The organism is Streptomyces sp. NPDC040718, from assembly GCF_055593565.1.
Map to the genome: position 1 here is coordinate 965891 of NZ_JBVIXO010000001.1, position 19192 is coordinate 985082.

General features: G+C 70.9%; 17 protein-coding genes. 8 read left to right on the forward strand and 9 right to left on the reverse strand.

Annotated features, from left to right (window positions below; translation table 11 throughout):
• Positions 1 to 46 precede the first annotated feature (46 nt).
• On the forward strand, positions 47 to 1099 hold the full coding sequence (locus ACZ597_RS04470) for a C40 family peptidase (RefSeq protein WP_471324781.1): 1053 nt from the start codon (positions 47 to 49) through the stop codon (positions 1097 to 1099).
• 16 nt (positions 1100 to 1115) lie between these two features.
• Here the strand turns inward: ACZ597_RS04470 and ACZ597_RS04475 are convergent, their stop codons facing one another.
• The 3 genes from ACZ597_RS04475 to ACZ597_RS04485 all read right to left on the reverse strand — a co-directional run bounded on the left by ACZ597_RS04475 (position 1116) and on the right by ACZ597_RS04485 (position 4298).
• A complete protein-coding gene (locus ACZ597_RS04475) occupies positions 1116 to 2228 on the reverse strand; it encodes an alpha/beta hydrolase (RefSeq protein WP_471324784.1) in 1113 nt (370 codons plus the stop codon).
• Between the two features lie 85 nt (positions 2229 to 2313).
• The gene (locus ACZ597_RS04480; protein ID WP_427715168.1) at positions 2314 to 3009 is read right to left on the reverse strand and encodes a LuxR C-terminal-related transcriptional regulator; all 696 of its coding nucleotides are present in this window, start codon (positions 3007 to 3009) and stop codon (positions 2314 to 2316) included.
• Positions 3006 to 4298 carry a PspC domain-containing protein gene (locus ACZ597_RS04485; RefSeq protein WP_471324788.1) on the reverse strand — a complete coding sequence of 431 codons (1293 nt, stop codon included), beginning with the start codon at positions 4296 to 4298 and terminating at the stop codon, positions 3006 to 3008. Before ACZ597_RS04485 ends, ACZ597_RS04480 begins: the two co-directional genes overlap by 4 nt.
• Positions 4299 to 4429: 131 nt before the next feature.
• On the opposite strand from ACZ597_RS04485, the gene ACZ597_RS04490 reads away from it, so the two are divergent.
• The 6 genes from ACZ597_RS04490 (at position 4430) to ACZ597_RS04515 (ending at position 10166) form a co-directional block, all read left to right on the forward strand.
• Complete coding sequence (locus ACZ597_RS04490) at positions 4430 to 5725, forward strand: PspC domain-containing protein (RefSeq protein ID WP_471324790.1); 1296 nt, start codon at positions 4430 to 4432, stop codon at positions 5723 to 5725.
• Entirely contained in the window at positions 5712 to 5936 is a 225-nt protein-coding gene (locus ACZ597_RS04495; protein ID WP_469111559.1) for a hypothetical protein, read from the forward strand. Before ACZ597_RS04490 ends, ACZ597_RS04495 begins: the two co-directional genes overlap by 14 nt.
• Positions 5937 to 6018: 82 nt before the next feature.
• Positions 6019 to 7566, forward strand: a complete 1548-nt coding sequence (locus ACZ597_RS04500; protein ID WP_471324793.1) for a recombinase family protein — start codon at positions 6019 to 6021, stop codon at positions 7564 to 7566.
• A gap of 286 nt (positions 7567 to 7852) precedes the next feature.
• A complete protein-coding gene (locus ACZ597_RS04505; RefSeq protein WP_351030539.1) occupies positions 7853 to 8440 on the forward strand; it encodes a recombinase family protein in 588 nt (195 codons plus the stop codon).
• 545 nt (positions 8441 to 8985) lie between these two features.
• Positions 8986 to 9696 (forward strand): DUF5919 domain-containing protein, encoded by a 711-nt coding sequence (locus ACZ597_RS04510; protein ID WP_471325158.1) that lies wholly within the window; start codon positions 8986 to 8988, stop codon positions 9694 to 9696.
• Entirely contained in the window at positions 9696 to 10166 is a 471-nt protein-coding gene (locus tag ACZ597_RS04515) for an NUDIX domain-containing protein (RefSeq protein WP_471324796.1), read from the forward strand. The genes ACZ597_RS04510 and ACZ597_RS04515 overlap by 1 nt, the downstream gene beginning before the upstream one ends.
• A gap of 8 nt (positions 10167 to 10174) precedes the next feature.
• Here the strand turns inward: ACZ597_RS04515 and ACZ597_RS04520 are convergent, their stop codons facing one another.
• The 4 genes from ACZ597_RS04520 to guaA all read right to left on the reverse strand — a co-directional run bounded on the left by ACZ597_RS04520 (position 10175) and on the right by guaA (position 14620).
• Positions 10175 to 10678, reverse strand: a complete 504-nt coding sequence (locus tag ACZ597_RS04520; RefSeq protein ID WP_471324799.1) for a DoxX family protein — start codon at positions 10676 to 10678, stop codon at positions 10175 to 10177.
• Between the two features lie 19 nt (positions 10679 to 10697).
• Entirely contained in the window at positions 10698 to 11939 is a 1242-nt protein-coding gene (locus ACZ597_RS04525) for a hypothetical protein (protein ID WP_471324802.1), read from the reverse strand.
• A gap of 133 nt (positions 11940 to 12072) precedes the next feature.
• The gene (locus tag ACZ597_RS04530) at positions 12073 to 12858 is read right to left on the reverse strand and encodes a class II aldolase/adducin family protein (RefSeq protein WP_471324805.1); all 786 of its coding nucleotides are present in this window, start codon (positions 12856 to 12858) and stop codon (positions 12073 to 12075) included.
• A gap of 169 nt (positions 12859 to 13027) precedes the next feature.
• On the reverse strand, positions 13028 to 14620 hold the full coding sequence (gene guaA / locus ACZ597_RS04535) for a glutamine-hydrolyzing GMP synthase (protein WP_471324808.1): 1593 nt from the start codon (positions 14618 to 14620) through the stop codon (positions 13028 to 13030).
• Between the two features lie 271 nt (positions 14621 to 14891).
• Between guaA and ACZ597_RS04540 the strand changes: the two genes are divergently transcribed.
• Complete coding sequence (locus tag ACZ597_RS04540; protein ID WP_470968207.1) at positions 14892 to 15245, forward strand: chorismate mutase; 354 nt, start codon at positions 14892 to 14894, stop codon at positions 15243 to 15245.
• A 274-nt stretch (positions 15246 to 15519) separates the two neighbouring features.
• Here ACZ597_RS04540 and ACZ597_RS04545 read toward each other — a convergent pair whose 3' ends face one another.
• Together ACZ597_RS04545 and ACZ597_RS04550 are read right to left on the reverse strand one after the other, a co-directional pair.
• On the reverse strand, positions 15520 to 17196 hold the full coding sequence (locus tag ACZ597_RS04545) for an LPXTG cell wall anchor domain-containing protein (RefSeq protein ID WP_471324811.1): 1677 nt from the start codon (positions 17194 to 17196) through the stop codon (positions 15520 to 15522).
• 181 nt (positions 17197 to 17377) lie between these two features.
• A complete protein-coding gene (locus ACZ597_RS04550) occupies positions 17378 to 19183 on the reverse strand; it encodes a GMC oxidoreductase (RefSeq protein WP_471324813.1) in 1806 nt (601 codons plus the stop codon).
• Positions 19184 to 19192: the final 9 nt, after the last annotated feature.

The following is a 19192-nucleotide window of genomic DNA, read 5'->3' on the forward strand; positions in this document are numbered from 1 at the left end:
GAGACCTCCCAGACCTGCGGGACGAGCGGAAGGACGTGAGGCCCCCGTGGCCAGTCATCGAAAGCCCAGGCAGCGCCCGTTCTCCGGCGGCACCGTACGGACCGCCGCCACCCTCGCCCTCGCGGGCGCTGCCACGGCCACCGCCTTCGAAGGCACCTCGCACGCCGACCCGCAGCTCAGCCCCGCCCAGGTCAAGACGGAGGTGGACCGGCTCTACGGGGAGGCCGAGGCGGCGACGGAGAAGTACAACGGGGCGAAGGCAAGGTCCGACGAGGCCGAGCGGGCGCTGACCGGTCTGCGCGAGGAGACCGCCCGCAAGGCGGACCGGCTGAACACCGCCCGCAGCGCGCTCGGCTCGCTCGCCGCCTCCCAGTACCGCAGCGGCGGCCTGGGCCCGGCCCTCCAGCTGGCCATGGCCGACGACCCGCAGGAGTACCTGGACCGGGCCGGCATGCTGACCCGGGCCGGCGACCGGACCGCCGCCGAGGTGGCCGCCGTCAAGCGCGGCCTCGACGAGGTCGGGCGGCTGCGCGACCAGGCCGCCGGCCGGCTCGCGGACCTGCGCGCCCGCCAGCACGAGCTCGCCGAGCAGAAGACCGTGATCGAGGACCGGCTCGCCACCGCCCGGCAGCTGCTGGCCCGGCTGACCGCCGAGGAGCGGGCCGCGTACGAGGCGCGCTCGGGCACGGCCGGCGCCGTCGGGGCCGACCCCGCGAGCGCCCCCCACACCCCGCCCCCGGCCACCGAGGGCTCGCGCGCCGCCCGCGCGGTGGCCTTCGCGTACGGGGCGATCGGCAAGCCGTACGTCTGGGGCGCGACGGGACCGGGCTCGTTCGACTGCTCGGGCCTGACGCAGGCCGCGTGGCGCGCGGCCGGGGTGTCCCTGCCCCGGACCACCTACACCCAGATCAACGCGGGCCGGCGGGTCTCCCGGGACCAGCTGGCCCCCGGGGACCTGGTCTTCTTCTACTCCGGGGTCACCCACGTCGGCATGTACGTCGGCAACGGCCGGATGATCCACGCCCCGCGCCCCGGCTCCACGGTCCGGCTGGCCCCGGTCGACTCCATGCCCTGGGCCGGCGCCTCCCGCCCCGCGTAGGGGCCGCCGCGGCTGGCTACGGCGTCTTGACCTGCTGGCTGAGCCACCCGAAGGTCTGCGGCAGCTGCTTCGACCAGGCCTCCAGGTTGTGCCCGCCGGTGATCTTCTCGGCGTGCACGGTGGTCGGGTTCTGCGCGAGGGCCTTGAGGTCGGTGCCGGACAGGTAGCCGTCGTGCTCGGCGCCCGACATCCACAGCGCGACCGCCGGCGGCGCGGGCTGGGCCTTCAGCAGTTCCTTCAGGTTGTGGGTGCGACGCAGCTCCGGGTCCTTGGCCACCAGCGAGCTGGGCTCCTGGCCGGGGTCGTTGTAGCCGGACAGGGAGACGGCGGCGCTGTAGCGGTCGGGGTGCAGGATCGCCAGCTTGGCGGCGCAGTACGCGCCTGCCGAATAGCCGGCGACGCCCCAGGTGCGGGCCTCGTCGGAGGCGCGGAAGTTGTCGGTGACCATCTTGCGGACGTCGACGCTGAACCAGCTGTCGGCGTTGACCTTGCCGGGGATGTTGGCGCAGCCGGTGTCGCCGTTGCCGAGCAGCATGGCGCGCGGGGAGACCAGGATGAAGGGCTGGACCTTGCCCTCCTTCATCAGCGGTTCCAGCACCTCGTGCGCCTTGAGCCCCTGGAACCAGGACTTGCCCGTGCCGGGTATGCCCGGAATCAGTTCGACGACCGGGAACTTCCTGTCCTTGTAGGCGGGGTCGTCGTACTGCGGCGGCAGCCACACCATGACGTCGCCCTTGACGCCGGAGATCTTGCCGTCGAGCTCGGTCTTCTTCACCCGCCCGCCGAGGCCCTCGACGGGCACGAACTCCTGGCGGACCTTCGGCTCCTGCCGGACCTGCTCGGCCTTCTTGCCGCCGAGCCCGTCGGCGCCCAGGTCGGGGGCGGCCTGGACGTACTTGCCGGTGCCCATCAGGTCACCCCAGGAGACGTAGAAGTTCATCTCCCGGTTGAGCGCGAGGAAGACCAGGGCGACTGCGGTGACCTGCGCGAACACCACCATCAGCGCGCGGGTGGCGACGCGTGCGACGGCCGGGCCGCGCACCTTGCCCCACACGGCCAGCGGCAGGACGACGGCGGTCACGGTCAGGGCGACCGCCGTCGCGAAGAGAGGGGTCCCGGTCAGGCTCATCACGCCACCCAAGAGTCGGGTGCGCCGCCTTCCGGTTGCCCTCCCCGCCTGCGGCGTGGATCACATCCGATCGGAAGGGACCGGATCAGACCAGTCGGCGGGCCGTCGCCCAGCGGGTCAGCTCGTGCCGGTTGGAGAGCTGGAGCTTCCTGAGCACCGCCGAGACGTGCGACTCCACCGTCTTCACCGAGATGAACAGCTGCTTGGCGATCTCCTTGTACGCGTACCCGCGCGCGATCAGCCGCAGCACCTCGCGCTCGCGCTGGGTGAGCCGGTCGAGGTCCTCGTCGACCGGCGGGGCGTCGGTCGAGGCGAAGGCGTCCAGCACGAAGCCGGCCAGGCGGGGCGAGAACACCGCGTCCCCGTCCTGGACCCGGAAGACCGAGTCCACCAGGTCGGTGCCGGTGATGGTCTTGGTGACGTAGCCGCGCGCGCCGCCGCGGATGACGCCGATGACGTCCTCGGCGGCGTCCGACACGGACAGCGCCAGGAACCGCACCGGGTTCTCGGCGGCCGCCATCAGCGGGGCGCAGCGCCGCAGCACCTCGACGCCGCCGCCGCCGGGGAGGTGGACGTCGAGGAGGACCACCTCCGGGCGGGTGGCGGTGATGACGGTGACGGCCTGGTCCACGTCGGCGGCCTCGCCGACGACCTCGACGCCGGTCCGGTCGGTCTCGCCGATCTCGGCCTGGACCCCGGTGCGGAACATCCGGTGGTCGTCGACGAGGACCACCCGGACCCTCCTGCCCGCGCCGCCGGTGGTCGCGTTGTCCTCGGTCATGCTGTCTTCGCCGCCCTCTCCATCTCCAGCTCGACTACCGTGCCGCCGTCGGGCGCGGACCGCAGCACCGCGGTCCCCCCGTTGCGCTGCATCCGGCCGATGATCGATTCTCGTACGCCCATGCGGTCGTCCGGTACCGCTTCCATGTCGAAGCCCGGTCCGCGGTCGCGCACGGACACGAACACCGTCTGTCCCTCGACCTCCGCGTACACCTGGACGGGCCCCTCGCCACCGTACTTGGCGGCGTTGACCATCGCCTCGCGCGCGGCCTGGACCTGGGCACCGAGGCCCTCGTCGAGCGGGCAGTCGCCGACGACGACGACCTCGATCGGGACGCCGTGGTGGTCCTCCACGTCGGCGGCGGTCTTCTTCACGGCCTCGGCGAGGGTGGCCGGCTCCTCGGCCTCGTCCTTGCCGGTGCCCTCGGGCTTGTAGAGCCAGTTGCGCAGCTCCCGCTCCTGGGCGCGGGCGAGGCGGCGCACCTCGCCGACGTCCTCGGCGTTGCGCTGGATCAGCGTCAGGGTGTGCAACACCGAGTCGTGGACGTGGGCCGCGACCTCGGCGCGCTCCTGGGCGCGGATGCGCATCAGGCGCTCCTCGGAGAGGTCCTGGGTCATGCGGATCAGCCAGGGCCCGGCGAGCAGGGCTATGCCGACGAGGACGGCGAGGACGGCGGTGAGGAGGTTGCCGAGCTGGGCCGCGGAGCCCCGTACGACGATGAACACGGTCAGGCCGACGCCGACGAGGACGACCCCGGCGAGGGCGCGGGCGGCCTGGAACAGGCGCTTCTGGCGGTCGCCGGCGGAGCTCCAGTGGGCGCGGCGGGCGTTGTCCGCCTGGCGCCACACGAGGACGACGCCGGCCCCGACGAGCAGGGTGGGCCAGATGTAGCGGCCGTTCTCCCCGCCGAAGCGCAGCTGGGAGACGAAGATGCCGGCGCCGACGGCCAGCGCGATCAGCCCGGAGACCGCTCCCTTGTCGGGCTTGCGCAGCCGCCGGGTGCCGTCGGTGAGGGTCTCGAAGAAGGAGTGGTGCCCGGTCTTGCCGCCCTGGCCGAGCGGTACGAAGACCCAGAACGCCGCGTAGAGCAGTACGCCGAGCCCGTCCCCGAACATGAACATGCCGAGGAACGCGAGCCGGACCCAGATCACGGGCAGCCCGAGGTGGCCGGCGAGGCCGCGCGCGACCCCGCCGAGCATCCGGCCGTCGGCGCTGCGGTAGAGCTTGCGCTGCGGGACGTCCTCCGGGTCGGGTGCGTGCGGTATGCGTGGAGCGGCGGCTACGGGCATGGCACCAAGGGTCACACGCCCGGGCGCGGCCCGGCATCAGGGCATCCCCCCAGTTCCGCACGGGGGATATCAGGGTTACGCCAGGGTAGGGCCCGGTGCCGGGGGGCCGCCCCGCCCGTCACCATGGACACATGACCGACGTACAAGACGCCCCGCCCGGGGATCCCGGGGCACCGGCCCCCGCCGAGCGGCCACCGCTGCGCCGCAGCAAGCGCGACAAGGTCCTCGCGGGCGTGTGCGGCGGCCTCGGCCGGTACTTCGACCTGGACCCGGTCGTCTTCCGGATCGTGCTCGGGGTGCTCGCCGTCACCGGCGGCGTCGGCCTGATCTTCTACGGCTTCGCCTGGCTGCTGCTCCCCCTGGAGGGGGACGAGGACAGCGAGGGCAAGCGGCTGCTGACCGGCCGTGTCGAGGGCGCCACCCTGGCCGCCGTGTTCAGCGCCCTGGTGGGCTGCGCGCTGTTCCTGTCGATGCTGGACAACGGGGTGATGGGGGCCTTCTCGGTCCTGGTCGTCCTGGCGCTCGGCGGCGCCGCCTACTGGTCCCGGCGCCACCGCGGCGCCGCCGCCCCCGAGGCCCAGGCCCCGGCCGCGCACCGCCCGGCGCCGCCCGAGACGCAGGCGCCGCCGGTGCCGGGCAGCCCCTCCTGGTGGCGGGACCCGCTGGTCAAGGACGGCACCACGGGCCCGGTCGGCTCGGCCGGCTACCTGTGGGGCCCCGACGACAGCGGCCCCGACCGGGACCGGCCGGGCACCGACCCGGAGAAGCCCCGGCGCGGGGCGCCCGCACGGCCGCGCGGCGGCATCGGCGGCCGGGTGTTCGTACTGGCCCTGCTGGCGGGAGGGGCCGGCACCGCCGCGGTGTGGGAGGACGCCACGCTCGGGCACGCCCTCCAGGTGGGCCTGGCCTCCGCGCTCGCCGTCTTCGGACTGGGTCTGGCCGTCAGCTCCGTCAAGGGCCGCACCGGCTTCGGCACGGTTCTGCTCGGCCTGATCACCGCCGTGCTGCTCGCGGGTGCGGTGGCCCTGCCGCGCGAGATCGGCACCGACTGGCGGGACGTGGCCTGGCGCCCGGCGGCGGTGGCCGACGTACGTCCCGCGTACGAGGCGGGGACCGGGCTGGCGACCCTGGACCTGAGCCGCCTGGACGTCCCCAAGGGCGCCACCGTCAGCGTCCGCGCCTCCATCGAGGCGGGCCGGCTGAAGGTGGTCCTCCCCCGGGAGGTCACCGCGAAGGCCGACGTGTCGATCCGGCTCGGCGACATCGAGCTGCCCGGGGAGGCCGGCCCCGGCATCAGGATCAGGAGCGAGGGCGAGACCCGGCGGGCGACCCTGCCCCCCGCCGCCGGCACCGAGGCCGGCGGGACGATCGAGCTGCGCCTGGACGCGGGCGTGGGACAGGTGGAGGTGGCCCGTGCGGCGTCATGAGTTCCAGCCGGGACGGCTGCTGGCGGGGCTGGTCCTGACCGCCGCGGGCGTGCTCTACCTGCTCGACGCGGCCGGCGAGACGGACGTGCCGTGGTTCCTGGTGGTCCCGTTCGCCCTGGGCGGGCTGGTTCTGTCCGCCCTGGTCGGGATGGTCACGTACGCCGTGCGCCGGGATCAGCGCGACCGGATCATCGAGTCGAACGACCAGTAGGGCGCCCCCGCGAGGACCAGCGGGGTCCAGGCCATCAGGTACGCCAGGTCACTGACGTACTGCTGTTATAGGGTCTGCGTCTATGAAGCCTGTGCGTGTACTGATCGCTCTCAGGATCAGCAACGAGACTGACGCATCCACTTCGCTGGAGCGCCAGCTCCAGGACTGCATGGCCTACGTAGCCGAGAGGCAGCACCTCGGATGGCAGGTTGTGGGCGTGGCCAAGGACGCCCACATCTCCGCCACCAAGTCCCATCCGTTCGAGAGACCACAGCTCGGGGAATGGCTGAACAACCGGGCACCTGAATTCGATCTGCTGCTGTTCTGGAAGATGGACAGGTTCGTCCGCAAAGTCGTCGACATGCAGGACATGATCAAATGGGCGACGACTCACGGCGGCAAGTTCCTGGTTTCCGCCAAGGAACCCGTACTCGACATGGTCGGCCCCTTTCGGCACGTCATCATCGACCTGTTCGCGGCTATCGCCGAGACCGAAGCCCAGAACATCTCCATGCGAGTCAAGTCGTTCCAGAGCTACGCCAAGTCGAAGAACGTCTGGGCCAAGGGAATCCCGCCCTACGGATACGAATCATTCCGCGACACCGACGGAGCAATGAGACTCCGGGTGCGCGAGAATCAGAAGGAAGTCATTCGGGAGATGTACAAGCGGGTGGTCGAGGCCGGCGAGCCCTACTCAGCCATCTGCGATGACTTCAACGCCAGAGGCATTCTTTCCCCAGGCGGCGAGAGGATGTCGAATCGCCGGAAGAACAACGGCGAACCTCTGCCGATATGGCGGAGCCGCACCCTCACATCCATCCTGAGGTCTGAAACAATCCTCGGCTGGAAGTGTGAGGAAGCGAAGGTTCCCGGAAAGAAGTACGGATTCTCCCAGCCGATCCTGACTTCCGAAGGAAAGATTCGGATGGCAGACCCGCTTCTCACAGATGACGAATGGGCGAAGCTCCAGGACGAAATGAATGGGCGCCCAAGCGCTGCCCGTCGCTCGACGAAGAACACGACTGCATATCGCGGCGTGGTCCTCTGCGGCGGCTGCGGCGGCAACTTGTATCTCTTCAATCCGGAGAGGCAGCAGGGCAAGCCTGTCTACCGCTGCAACAAGTCGGCCAACCGAGAGTCCTGCGGGAAGGGTTACGCCTTCCGAGCCGAGAAGGTGAGGGAGGTCATAGAGAGCACGGTGCTGGGAGTCATCGGAGACTTCCCCATGCACGAGCGTCACTACGTCAAGGGTTCGAACAACTCCCAGAGACTCCAGGAGATCAAGGAGTATGTGACGGAACTCCAGAGGTCCATCCGCCCCGGAGGGAAGAACTCGGCCGGATTCGCCAAGAAGGCCACCGAAGAAGAGATTGCAGCCCTCTACGAGGAACATGATTCCTTGGCGGCCGAGGGAGACAAGCCGGACAGGTACGAATACCGGGACACCGGGGAGACCTTCCGCCACATGTGGGAGCGGAACGAAGGCAACGACACCGAGAGGACACGCCACCTACTCAAGGCGGGAATCAGCGTCCGCCTGAACCCGCTCATCAAGGGAGTCTCCAATACCACGGACTTCGGGGCAGAGGTGGATCTCGGCAACCTGAGCCAGCCGTTCACTATCCACTGACAAACAACTGGGCCTCCAAAGGGGGCCCAGTGCTAAGTAATAGTAGATATAGAGAACCCCTCAAAATAGATGTACCTGTCCTGCGGGCAATTCCCGGACGGAACCCGGGGAAACTGAGATCCGGATCACAAGGCACAGGAGGCCTAGACGGCCCAGGAAACCCGTACAGGGTGAACGGAAGGCGCCCCGGCGGTCCGCAGCGAAGTATTCGCCGAGTGTTACCCCAGCTCTCGAAACACGGCTCAGCCTCTTGATGTTCTGAGACGAGTTGTGAGACTGTCTCCGCATGACGACGCCCGGTACGGCAACAGGCCACTTGATCGGATACGCACGGGTCTCGACCGATGCTCAGGAGGCACAGCTACAGCTCGACGCCCTGGAAGCTGCGGGGTGCTCTCGCATCTTCATCGACAAGGCATCGGGCAAGAACGCGGAGCGGCAGGAGCTCAAGGCGGCCCTGGACTACCTCAGAGGCGGTGACTCGCTCTGTGTGTGGAAGCTGGACCGCTTCGCACGGTCCCTCATCGACCTGGTGGGGATGGTGGACGAGCTTGCAGAACGCGGCATCGGCTTCAAGGTGCTGACTGGTGCACTGGCCAACATCGACCCGAACACTCCAGACGGCCGCCTCATGCTCCAAGTGATCGGAGCCATGGCGGAGTTCGAACGCTCTCTCATCCGGGAACGCACCAAGGCCGGGCTGGAAGCGGCCAAGGCGCAGGGAAGAACTGGCGGACGTCCCACAGTCATCAATGACGACATGCTCACGGTGGCCAAGGCGAGGAAGGGCAAGGGAGAAAGCGTCAGTGCCATCGCCAAGACTCTTGGAGTCTCAAGGGCCACCCTTTACCGGTACCTCGACGACAGCACCTGAGGCAGACGTTCAGGGATCAACCCGCTCGACCGCCCGGGGAGGGACCAGCCACTCACGGCCCCCATGCTCAGGCGCCAGAAAGGCCACAGGTTGTTTGCGGCGCTCCTGCGGAGGGTCCGATGGGTCTTCATAGTCAGGGATGACGTCACGCAGGATGCCGACTCGTCCGGCCGAATCCTTCACCCTGGAGCCGATATCTCGCGCCGTGATCACGCCGAGCACTTCTCGTAGTGGCGATAGACCACAGTGAGGGCGCCTGGCTGACGCTCCAAGGAGCCACGTCGCACCCGCTCAAGGGGCTTGATCTGCTTCAAACAGGCGGGGCACGTCTCGCCCTTGGGGGCATAGGTCACATACTCCCACCGACTTGCATCCGTATCTGCTGCCGCCTGGCTCACGACGTCCAGCCCTCCGCTCTCCCCGTTGCGATGCTTCATGCTCCAGCCGGCAACTGGGACGGGGGAACCTCGTACATTCCCCACTTTGGGACGTCCTGATGGGGGTAGAACGTCCCTATGGCTGGCAATGAGCGTCTGCGGGCGACGATGACTTCCAGGGGCTGGACACACTCAACTCTCGCCGAGGCATCGGGAGTCGATCCCAAGAGCGTCGAGCGATGGGTGAACCTCGGGAGGGTGCCCCGGAGGGCAACTGCGGTCAAAGCTGCCGAGGCGCTGGGAGAGGACATACACGCTTTGTGGCCCGCGTTGAGGCAGGCTCGGTTGGCAAGGGCTGTGAGTCCCGAACTGGTGGCCCTCTACGAGCAGCGAGCAGACCTTCCCGTGTCGGTGTTCGTCGACCTTCTGTCGTCAGCTCAAGAGCGCGTCGATGTCTTGGTGTATGCGGCCGTCTTCCTGCATGAGGCGTACCCCCGCCTCAACGACCTGCTCAGGGAGAGGGCAGAGGCCGGATGCCGGGTGCGCATCTGCCTGGGTGACGCGGACTCTCAGAACGTTCAGCTACGGGGCCGAGAGGAGAAGTTCGGGCACGGCATCGAGTCACGGTGCCGGCTGGCGCTGCTGCACTACCGGTCGCTTGTCGACGTCGCTGGTGTGGAGATCAGAACCCATGGAACGACGCTCTACAACTCGATCTACAGGGCCGACGACCAAGCCCTGGTCAATGCCCACGTGTGGGGCGTGAACGCGTACGGTGCGCCGGTGTGGCACCTGCGACGCGCTGACGGCGGGTCCGTGTTCGACACCTACGCCGAGAGCTTTGATGCCGTCTGGTCCACGGCACAGGAGGTCAGCTAGTGGCACGCATCGAGTACTTCGATGATCCGGACGCCCCAGAGCCGAACAGCATGGTCGTAGCGGCGTCCGCCGTGGTGACCGACGACAAGGGCCGCATCCTGCTCCAGAAGCGCTCAGACAGCGGTCTGTGGGCTTTGCCGGGCGGAGGCATGGAGATGACCGACAGCCTGCCCGGCACGGCCATCCGGGAGGTGAAAGAAGAGACGGGCCTGGACGTAGAGATCACCGGGCTCGTCGGGACGTACACCGACCCCCGGCACGTCATCGCGTACACCGACGGAGAGGTACGCCGACAGTTCAACGTGTGCTTCCGTGCCCGCCTGGTGGGCGGGACTCTGGCCGTCTCGGACGAGTCCCTGGAACTCCGCTGGGTGGCCCCTGGAGCTCTCAGCTCCCTGGACATGCACCACACACAACGCCTGAGGCTGACCCACTTCCTGGAGGACCGGGAGGCCCCCTACCTCGGGTAGCTCCGTCCTCAGTCGGTCGCCCTCCGCCTGCGCCTGATCAGGGCATCCAGTGACCAGTAAGGTGCTCCGGCCATCACGAGAGGTACCCAGCAAAACAAGTACGCGAGGTCGTTGCCGTAGTAGTACGGGGTCACGGCCCAGGAGACGGTGAGCCACAGGCTGAGCGAGATCAGCAGTCCGCCGGCGGCGGCGACCCGGGTCAGCACCCCGGCGAGCACGCCGAGACCGACGAGGAGTTCCCCGATGGCGATGGCGACGCCGAAGCCGACGGGGGCCTTCAGGGCGAGGTCCACCAGGGCGGGGATCGCGGAGGTGTCGCGCACCCCGCGCATCATCTCGCCGATCGATCCGCTGCCGGTCTCCGCGAGGAAGCCCGCGGCCGTCAGCTTGTCGATGCCTGCGTAGACGAAGGTCACGCCGAGGAAGATCCGCAGCGGGAAGAGCGCGTAGCGGGTGGCCAGCTCCTTGAGCGGGGTGGTCCGCTGCCCGGATGGGGCGTCAGTTCGGGTCACGCCCCCATGTCTACCCCGTTCACTCGGCCACGTCGATGATGCAGCGGTTGGATTCCACCCCCGCGGCCGTGACCACCTGGACGTCGACGCGGCCCGGCTCGACCTCCGCGGGCACGGGAACGGTGAGCACCGAGTCCGAGGGGTTGGTGAACCCGCCGGCGACCGGGACCAGCGGCACGTGCACGTGGACCGCCCCGACCCGTACGACCAGCCGGGCGAGCATCTCCGGGGTCCGCGCGCCGGGCGGCACGAAGCCGACGCCGCGGATCTCGATGTCGTCGCCGGGCCGGACGGCGGCGTCGATGTCGCCGGGCTCGCGCCTGCGCACCACCGAGAGCACCAGCGGGCGGCTGCCCTCGGCGTACTTCGCCGCGAGGTACACCGCCGCCGACAGCGCCACCAGCATGGCCAGCGCCCACGGCAGCTGCGGCAGCCGGTCGGGGAAGCGGGCCAGCGACACCGCCGCGTAGGCCAGCACCACCGTGGAGACGAGCACGTACTGCGCGTCCGGGAAGCTGCCGCGGCCGTCGTCGTCCGTGAGCAGGTCCACCCCGCGCGGCCGGTCGGCCGGCAGCTTCTGCAGCCGCTGCCCCATGATCCGTACGGAGACCACCCGGCGCACCAGCACCGCCACCGCCGAGGTCAGCGCGACCACCGACAGCAGCGGCAGGGCCCGCCCCAGTGCGAACCCCTCGTACAGGGCCTCGCGCTCGGGACCGGGCGAGGAGGCGGCCAGCCGCAGCGCGGGCAGCAGCGCCGCGAACGCTGTCAGCACCAGCCAGGCGCTCGGCACCGCCTTCGAGGTCGACAGCCGGTTGTCCTCCCCGACGACCGGGGCCAGCAGCCCGCCGCGCAGCGACTGGGCGCGGGCGGCGGCGGTGAGCAGCCCGGCCAGCACCAGCGCGGCCAGCAGCCCGGCGGTGCGGGCGGTGGACCAGCCGGTGCCGAGCGCGGTGCCGACCTGGACCACCAGCAGCACTCCGGCGGCGATCCACAGGGCGAGGACGGCCCGCCGGGAGAACAGGTACAGCCAGGAGCTGCCCGCCTCCCGGCCGCGGTCGGCGACCGTGCGGGCGGACAGGGTCAGCTCGTCGGAGACCCACTGGCGGGAGGCGCCGAGGGAGTGGGCCACCGCGGCCGGCACCCCTTGCCCGGAGGCGAACTCGTCCCGTTTCTCCAGGAACGCGGCGACCGCTCTGCGGTGCCCCTCCCGTGCGCAGTCGTCGCAGGCGCAGACGGCGGTATGGGTACTCCGGGACATCTCTTGGACAGCCACGTGCGTGCCGCCTCTCTGAACTACGGGGCAATGCCGGCTCTGAACTACGGGGCAATGCCAGCGAATTGTGCACCACTGCGGCAGTGCTCCGGATTGCGCACGATGTCAGAGCAGGTGATTAACGGTTCATGATGTTGACGCCACCGTCCTCGACGGTCTGCCACAGCGGCTGGTAGTTCACCCACGCCGCGAGATCGCCGCCGAACCGCGCGCGGGTGGCCAGGGCCGCGCGGTGGTCGACGGGCACCGGTTTGCCGGCCGCCCGCGCGATCAGCTGCACCTGCGCGGCCCGCTCCGCCGCGATGAACCACCACACGGCCGCGTCCACCGAGCCGCCGACCGTCAGCAGCCCCTGGTTGCGCAGGACCAGCGCCTTGTACGGGCCGAGGGCGCGGGCGACCCGCCACGGGTCGGCGACGCCGTCGCCGGGGTACTCGTCCAGCAGCGCGTGGTCCTCGTAGAAGGCGCAGGCCTCCTGCGTGACCGGGGCCAGCAGCTCGCCGAGGCAGGCCAGCGCCCTGCCGTACGGGCCCTGCGCGCGGACCACCGCGACCACGTCGGGCCGGGCCCGGTGCACGGCGGCGTGCACGGCGAAGGCCAGCTCGTTGACCCGCCGGCCGCCCTCCAGCACCCGCCCGTTCCCGTCGGCCAGCAGCAGGTCCCGGGGGCGGGTACCGGCGAAGGCCCGGCCGAAGGGGTTCACCCAGTAGCAGTCCTCGAACTCCGGGTCCCGTGCGGTGACGTGCCCCGAGACCCCGTCCTCGTACCCGAGGCGCCCCAGCAGCCGCAGCGCCCCGGCGAGCCGCTCCTTGCGGTGGGCGCGCTCCTGCGCCGGGTCCTCGTACGCGGGCGGCATCTCGAAGGCCAGCCGGTCCACGGGCACGGGTACGGGCTGGTCCGGCATGCGCCCTCCTCCAGGTCGCGGCGTGCGCGGGGGTGCGCGGTCGTGCGCTGCGGTGCGCCGCGCAAGGTACCGGCGCGGGCCGCAAGTGGCCAGAGGAAAGTCCGGGAAAGGCGGAAGCCGCCGCCCCCGTGGAAGGGGGCGGCGGCTCCGTCGGGCGCGCCGGGTGGGACTACTCCCACTCGATGGTGCCCGGGGGCTTGCTGGTGCAGTCGAGGACCACGCGGTTCACGTCCGGCACCTCGTTGGTGATGCGGGTCGAGATCCGGGCGAGCACCTCGTACGGCATGCGCGTCCAGTCCGCGGTCATCGCGTCCTCGGAGGAGACGGGGCGCAGCACGATCGGGTGGCCGTAGGTGCGGCCGTCGCCCTGCACGCCGACGCTGCGGACGTCAGCGAGGAGGACGACCGGGCACTGCCAGATCTCGCGGTCGAGACCGGCGGCGGTGAGCTCGTGGCGGGCGATGGCGTCGGCCTCGCGCAGCAGGTCCAGGCGCTCCTTGGTGACCTCGCCGACGATGCGGATGCCGAGGCCGGGGCCGGGGAAGGGCTGGCGCTGGACGATCTCCTCGGGCAGGCCGAGCTCCTGGCCGACCATCCGGACCTCGTCCTTGAACAGCTGGCGCAGCGGCTCGACGAGCTCGAACTCGATGTCGTCGGGGAGGCCGCCCACGTTGTGGTGGGACTTGATGTTGGCGGTGCCGGTGCCGCCGCCGGACTCCACGACGTCCGGGTACAGGGTGCCCTGGACCAGGAACGCGACCGCCGGGCCGTCCTCCTGGAGGATCTCCAGCTGGGCCTGCTCGAAGACGCGGATGAACTCGCGGCCGATGATCTTGCGCTTGGTCTCCGGGTCGGAGACGCCGGCCAGCGCGGTCAGGAAGCGCTCCTGCGCGTCGACGACCTTGAGCTGCACGCCGGTGGCCGCGACGAAGTCCTTCTCGACCTGCTCGGTCTCGCCCTTGCGCATCAGGCCGTGGTCGACGTACACGCAGGTCAGCTGGGAACCGATGGCCTTCTGGACGAGGGCCGCGGCGACAGCGGAGTCCACGCCGCCGGACAGGCCGCAGATGGCGCGCTTGTCGCCGACCTGCGCCTTGATCGCCGCGATCTGCTCCTCGACGATGTTGCCGGTGGTCCAGGTGGGCTTCAGGCCCGCACCCCGGTAGAGGAAGTGCTCCAGGACCTGCTGGCCGTGCGTGGAGTGCATGACCTCGGGGTGGTACTGCACGCCGTACAGCTTCTGCTCGTCGTTCTCGAAGGCCGCGACCGGGACGACGTTCGTCGACGCGGTGACGGTGAAGCCCTCGGGGGCGGCGGAGCAGGCGTCGCCGTGGGACATCCACACCGACTGGTGCTCGGGGGTGCCCTCGAAGAGGGTGGAGCCGGCCTTGGAGACGGACAGCGGGGTGCGGCCGTACTCGCGCGCGCCGGTGTTGTCGACGGTGCCGCCGAGGGTCGTCGCCATCAGCTGGAAGCCGTAGCACATGCCGAAGACGGGGACGCCGGAGCCGAAGAGGGCGTCGGCGTCGTCCAGGCGCGGTGCGCCCTCCTCGTACACGGAGGACGGGCCGCCGGAGAGGATGATCGCCTTGGGCTCCTTGGCGAGCATCTCGGCCACGGGCATCGTGCTGGGCACGATCTCGCTGTAGACGCGGGCCTCGCGGACGCGGCGGGCGATGAGCTGGGCGTACTGCGCGCCGAAGTCGACGACGAGGACCGTGTCCGGGGCGCTGTCGTGGGCGGCGGAGGGTGCTTCTGGCACGGGACGGCCTTCCGGCGGAAAGAGGTGGCTGTTTTGTCGATTCTACCGGTGGCGCCGACCGCCGGTTTGTCGCACCATCCGAGGCACACGTCACGCCGGGGCGCCCCGGCGTGACGTGTGCCTCCGGGGCGTCTCAGCATCCGGGCCCGGTTGGCCGGGGCACGGGCGGGGGGCCATAATCCACACCATGCGCAAGCAGCTGAGCTTCCTCTTTACCTATGGCACCGGCCGGTCCGGTCGCCATGGGTCCGCGTGATGCTCGCTTGAGCCGCTGACTTCCCAGAGCGCCCCGGTCCGACAGGACCGGGGCGCTCCGCGTTTCCGCTCCTGCCGGGCCACCACCCACCACAGGAGAGACGCCATGACCACGATCACCACCACCCCCGAGCAGCTGATCGCCGGCTCCCGCGAGCGCATCGACGCCCTCGACGACCGGATCATCGGGCTGATCCAGGAGCGGATGGCCGTCTCGGCCGTCATCCAGGAGGCGAGGATCGGCGCGGGCGGCCGGCGGGTGCACCTGTCGCGCGAGATGGAGGTGCTCTCCCATTGGAGCGATGCCCTCGGAAAGCCCGGGACCGCCCTCGCGATGACTCTGCTGGAGCTGTGCCGGGGCCGCGTCTGACCGCGCGGGCGCCTGTTCGTCACCCGTCCGGACCGTGACCGGGCCGGGGGCCCTTCGTTGGTGAGGTTGTCCGTGCCAGCCAGGCGCGGGACGCAGCACCACGCGTGGCTCCACGGGAGCGATGAGACGCGACGCCCGACGGCGCGCGTCGTGGGACCTCGCTCCCCTCGTGTGACCGGACGGCAGGGGACAGCAGCCCGGTCACCCCATGAGGACGGCCGGCCCGGGGGACGCCCCGGGCCGGCCGTTCGTCTTTTCCCCCGCCTTCACGCGGTTACGCGTGCGCGCCGCCGTTGTTCCGGCGGCGGAAGGACAGGTACAGGGCGGCGCCGACGGCGAACAGCCCGGCGCCGGCGAGGCCGACCAGGCCGGCCGTGCTGCCGGTGGAGGCCAGCGGGCCGCCGTTGCGGCCGGCGGCCGCCGAGGCGCCGTTGCCCGTGGTGGAGCCGGTGCTGCTGCCCGCGGTGGGCGAGCCGCTCTTGGAGGCGCTCGGCGATGCGGTGCCGGAGCCGGAGGGGCTCGGCGACTTCGTCGGGGTGGCCGTCGGGTTCGCCGTGAAGGCGGCCTGGTTGTTGGTCAGGACCCGGTCGAAGTCGTGCCGCTTGGGCTCGCCCTTCGGGTCGAGGCCGCCGACGGTGATGGCGCCCTTGGCGTCCTTGACCGCCTTCTCGATCTTCAGCTCGAAGGGGAAGGCCAGCTTCTCGTTCTCCAGTACGACCGGCCCGGTGGCGCAGCGGTACAGCGCCGGCTGTACGGCGCGGCAGGCCGCGGGGGCCGTGACGACCTTCACGCCCTGCGGGAGCGCCACGTCGACGACGGCCGCGGGGGCGGTGGACTTGTGGTCGGCGGGGGCGACCCAGGCCGGGCCGTTGTTGCGCGCGCCCACGACGGCCTTGACGGTGGTGCCGGCGGCACCCTTGACGGTGAGGGGGTCGGCCGCGAAGTCGGCGGTGTTCGGCACGGTGAGGTCGAACACGCGCTTGTTGTCGGCCACGTTCAGGTCGGGGCCGCGCAGCGGGGCGGGGGCGGCCTCGGTCTTCTTGCGGGCGATCAGCTTCCGGCCGGCGGCGCCGGCCGCGTTGGGCGCCTTGGCGTCGGGGGCCTTCGCGTCGGGCGCCTTCGTGTCGGGCGCCTTGGCGTCCGCCGCCTTCTGCGGGGCGGCCAGCGGGTAGATGCCGTAGTCGAACCGCTCGTTGAGGGCGTGCGGACCGGCCTTCAGGTGCAGCGGGCTGTCGCCGGCCAGCTCATAGGTGGCCTTGGCCTCGAAGTCCCCCTCGACCGCGCAGACGGCGGTGGTGGAGACGCCGGTGGTGCGGTAGGCGCAGTTGTCGTAGCGCTCCGGGAGCTCCAGGCCGCGGGTGGCCTCCAGTTCCAGGACCACGCCCTTGGCCGACTGCGTGCCCTCGTTGCGGAACGCGAGGGGCAGGGCCTGGCTCTCGCCGGGCTTCGGGTCCTTCTTGAGGTCCAGCTTCCGCATGACCAGGTCGGGGCCGCCGATCTGGAGGGTGGTCTCGGCGGGGGTGACGGTGGCCCCGGCGGCTGCACCGGTCACCTTGAGCGCGCCGGACGCGCCCTCCCTTGCCCCCTTCTCGGCGGTGGCCACGAGGTCCACGCGGGGGTGCGGGCCCTTGTCCTTGCAGACGAGCTTGGTGCCGCTCTCCTCGCACTTCCTGGGAGCGGCGGAGCTCTCCTTGACGGAGGCGAAGCCCGCGACCGCGGTCCGGTCGACGGTGAAGGTGAACTCGCCGGCGAAGGAGCCGGTGTCCTCCAGGTGGAAGGACATGGCCACCGGCTGCGGGGAGCCCGTCGCCGGGTGGGGCGTGAGGGCGATGGCGGGCTGTCCGGCCAGCCGGAAGACGGGGTCCGCGGATTCGGCGGCCATCGCGGTGGGGGTGGTCAGCCCCACGGCCACCAGGCCGCACGCGGCCAGCAGGGAGATGCGCTGTCTCATGCCCCCCTTGACCCCCGGGCCGCCGTCGCGGTTGCACGCTCGACCGTGTGACCGACACCACAGCTTGCCGCAAAGGATTCCGGTACAACCTTTTTCGGCAACCGCCTGTCCACTCTTGTACTGCGGTGAGCACCGCGCTCGGAGGGGGAGCGCGGTGCTCACCGCCGTCGTCTTCCCGGGGTCAGTGCTCCGGTTCCGGTTGCCTGGGCGGGATTTCGGGGACCGCGAGGAACGGCAGCCGCAGGGCGCCGAAGGCCTCCTTGGGGACCGCCGGGCTGACCGGCTCCACCGCCTCCAGCCGCCGGTACGCCTCCCCCTGCGCGGGCCGCCGGTCCGCCTCGCCCTTGTTGGGCCAGTACGACATGGCCCGCTCGGCCTGCGCCGTGATGGTCAGGGACGGGTTGACCCCGAGGTTCGCGGAGACCGCCGAGCCGTCGACCACCGAGATGCCCGGGTGCCCGTACAGCCGGTGGTACGGGTCCACGACGCCCTCCTCGGCGGAGGCGCCGATGGGGCAGCCGCCGAGGAAGTGCGCGGTCAGCGGGGTGCCCATCAGCTCGCCGATGTTGCTGCCCGGGAAGCCGTTGATCTCCTCGGCCAGCAGCGTCGCCGCCTCGGTCGCCTCCGCGATCTGCACCGGGTTGGGCGCGCCGTGGCCCTGGCGGGCGGTCAGCAGGCCCTTGCCCAGGCCGCCGGGCTTGCGGTAGGTGGTCAGGGAGTTGTCCAGGGACTGCATGACGAGGCCGATGATGGTCCGCTCCGACCAGCGCCGGTTCGACAGGGAGCGCAGCAGCTGCACCGGGTGGGTGGCGGTGCGGGCGAACCAGGCCCGCACCCGGTGCCGGGCATGGGGCACCTGGAGGATCGTCATGAACCCCATGGCGTTCGAGCCCCGGCCGTAGCGGACGGGCTCGATGTGGGTGTCGGCGTTGGGGTGCACGGACGAGGTGATGGCCACGCCACGGGTGAAGTCCGCCCGGGCCCCGGCGCCGTGCCGCCTGCGGTAGCGGCGGTCGTCGGTCTGGGCGCCGACCAGGCCCTCGGAGTTGGTCCGGGTCAGGTCGCCGAGCCGGCCGGAGATCCGGGGGAGCTCGCCGAGGTCCCTCATGGTGTGCAGCAGGGTCTGGGTGCCGTACGTACCCGCCGCGACGACCACGTGCCGGGCGCGCAGCACCTGCGCCCTGCCCTTGCGGCGGTCGGCGGTGGGCACGGTGCGGACCCGGTAGCCGCCGTCGGGGTGTTCGGAGAGGGCGGTGACGGTGGTCATGGGGCGGATCTCCGCCCCGGCCTTCTCCGCGAGGTGCAGGTAGTTCTCGTTGAGGGTGTTCTTCGCGCCGTGCCGACAGCCGGTCATGCACTCGCCGCATTCGGTGCAGGCCTTGCGGGCGGGCCCGGCGCCGCCGAAGTACGGGTCGGGGACCTCCTGGCCGGGGCGGACCTTCGGCTGCCCTCCGGCGTCCGCGCCGTCGCCGAAGAAGACGCCGACCGGGGCCATGTGGAAGGAGTCCCCGACGCCCATCTTCTCGGCGACGGCCTTCAGGTGGACGTCGGAGGGGGTGAGCGTCGGGTTGAGCCGTACGCCGAGCATCCGCTTGGCCTGGTCGTAGTACGGGGCGAGTTCCGCCCGCCAGTCGGTGATGGAGGCCCACTGCCGGTCCTCGAAGAAGGCGGCGGGCGGCACGTACAGGGTGTTGGCGTAGTTGAGCGAGCCGCCGCCGACCCCGGCGCCGGCGAGGACCATCACGTTGCCGAGCAGGTGGATGCGCTGGATCCCGTACAGCCCGAGGGCCGGCGCCCACAGGTAGTTGCGCAGGTCCCAGCTGTTGCGGGGCAGGTCCTGGCGGGTGAAGCGGCGGCCCGCCTCCAGGACGCCGACCCGGTAGCCCTTCTCGGTCAGGCGCAGCGCCGAGACCGACCCGCCGAAACCCGATCCGATGACGATGACGTCGTAGTCGTACTCGTGGTCGTACTCGTGGTCGTGAGGCACGGGTTCCCC

Excerpts from the sequence above, each read along its gene's own strand:
- ACZ597_RS04475 (WP_471324784.1), bottom strand. The coding sequence starts at position 2,228 with ATGAGCCTGACCGGGACCCCTCTCTTCGCGACGGCGGTCGCCCTGACC.
- ACZ597_RS04480 (WP_427715168.1), bottom strand. The coding sequence starts at position 3,009 with ATGACCGAGGACAACGCGACCACCGGCGGCGCGGGCAGGAGGGTCCGG.
- ACZ597_RS04485 (WP_471324788.1), bottom strand. The coding sequence starts at position 4,298 with ATGCCCGTAGCCGCCGCTCCACGCATACCGCACGCACCCGACCCGGAG.
- ACZ597_RS04490 (WP_471324790.1), top strand. The coding sequence starts at position 4,430 with ATGACCGACGTACAAGACGCCCCGCCCGGGGATCCCGGGGCACCGGCC.
- ACZ597_RS04500 (WP_471324793.1), top strand. The coding sequence starts at position 6,019 with ATGAAGCCTGTGCGTGTACTGATCGCTCTCAGGATCAGCAACGAGACT.
- ACZ597_RS04505 (WP_351030539.1), top strand. The coding sequence starts at position 7,853 with ATGACGACGCCCGGTACGGCAACAGGCCACTTGATCGGATACGCACGG.
- ACZ597_RS04510 (WP_471325158.1), top strand. The coding sequence starts at position 8,986 with ATGACTTCCAGGGGCTGGACACACTCAACTCTCGCCGAGGCATCGGGA.
- ACZ597_RS04525 (WP_471324802.1), bottom strand. The coding sequence starts at position 11,939 with ATGTCCCGGAGTACCCATACCGCCGTCTGCGCCTGCGACGACTGCGCA.
- ACZ597_RS04530 (WP_471324805.1), bottom strand. The coding sequence starts at position 12,858 with ATGCCGGACCAGCCCGTACCCGTGCCCGTGGACCGGCTGGCCTTCGAG.
- ACZ597_RS04545 (WP_471324811.1), bottom strand. The coding sequence starts at position 17,196 with ATGAGACAGCGCATCTCCCTGCTGGCCGCGTGCGGCCTGGTGGCCGTG.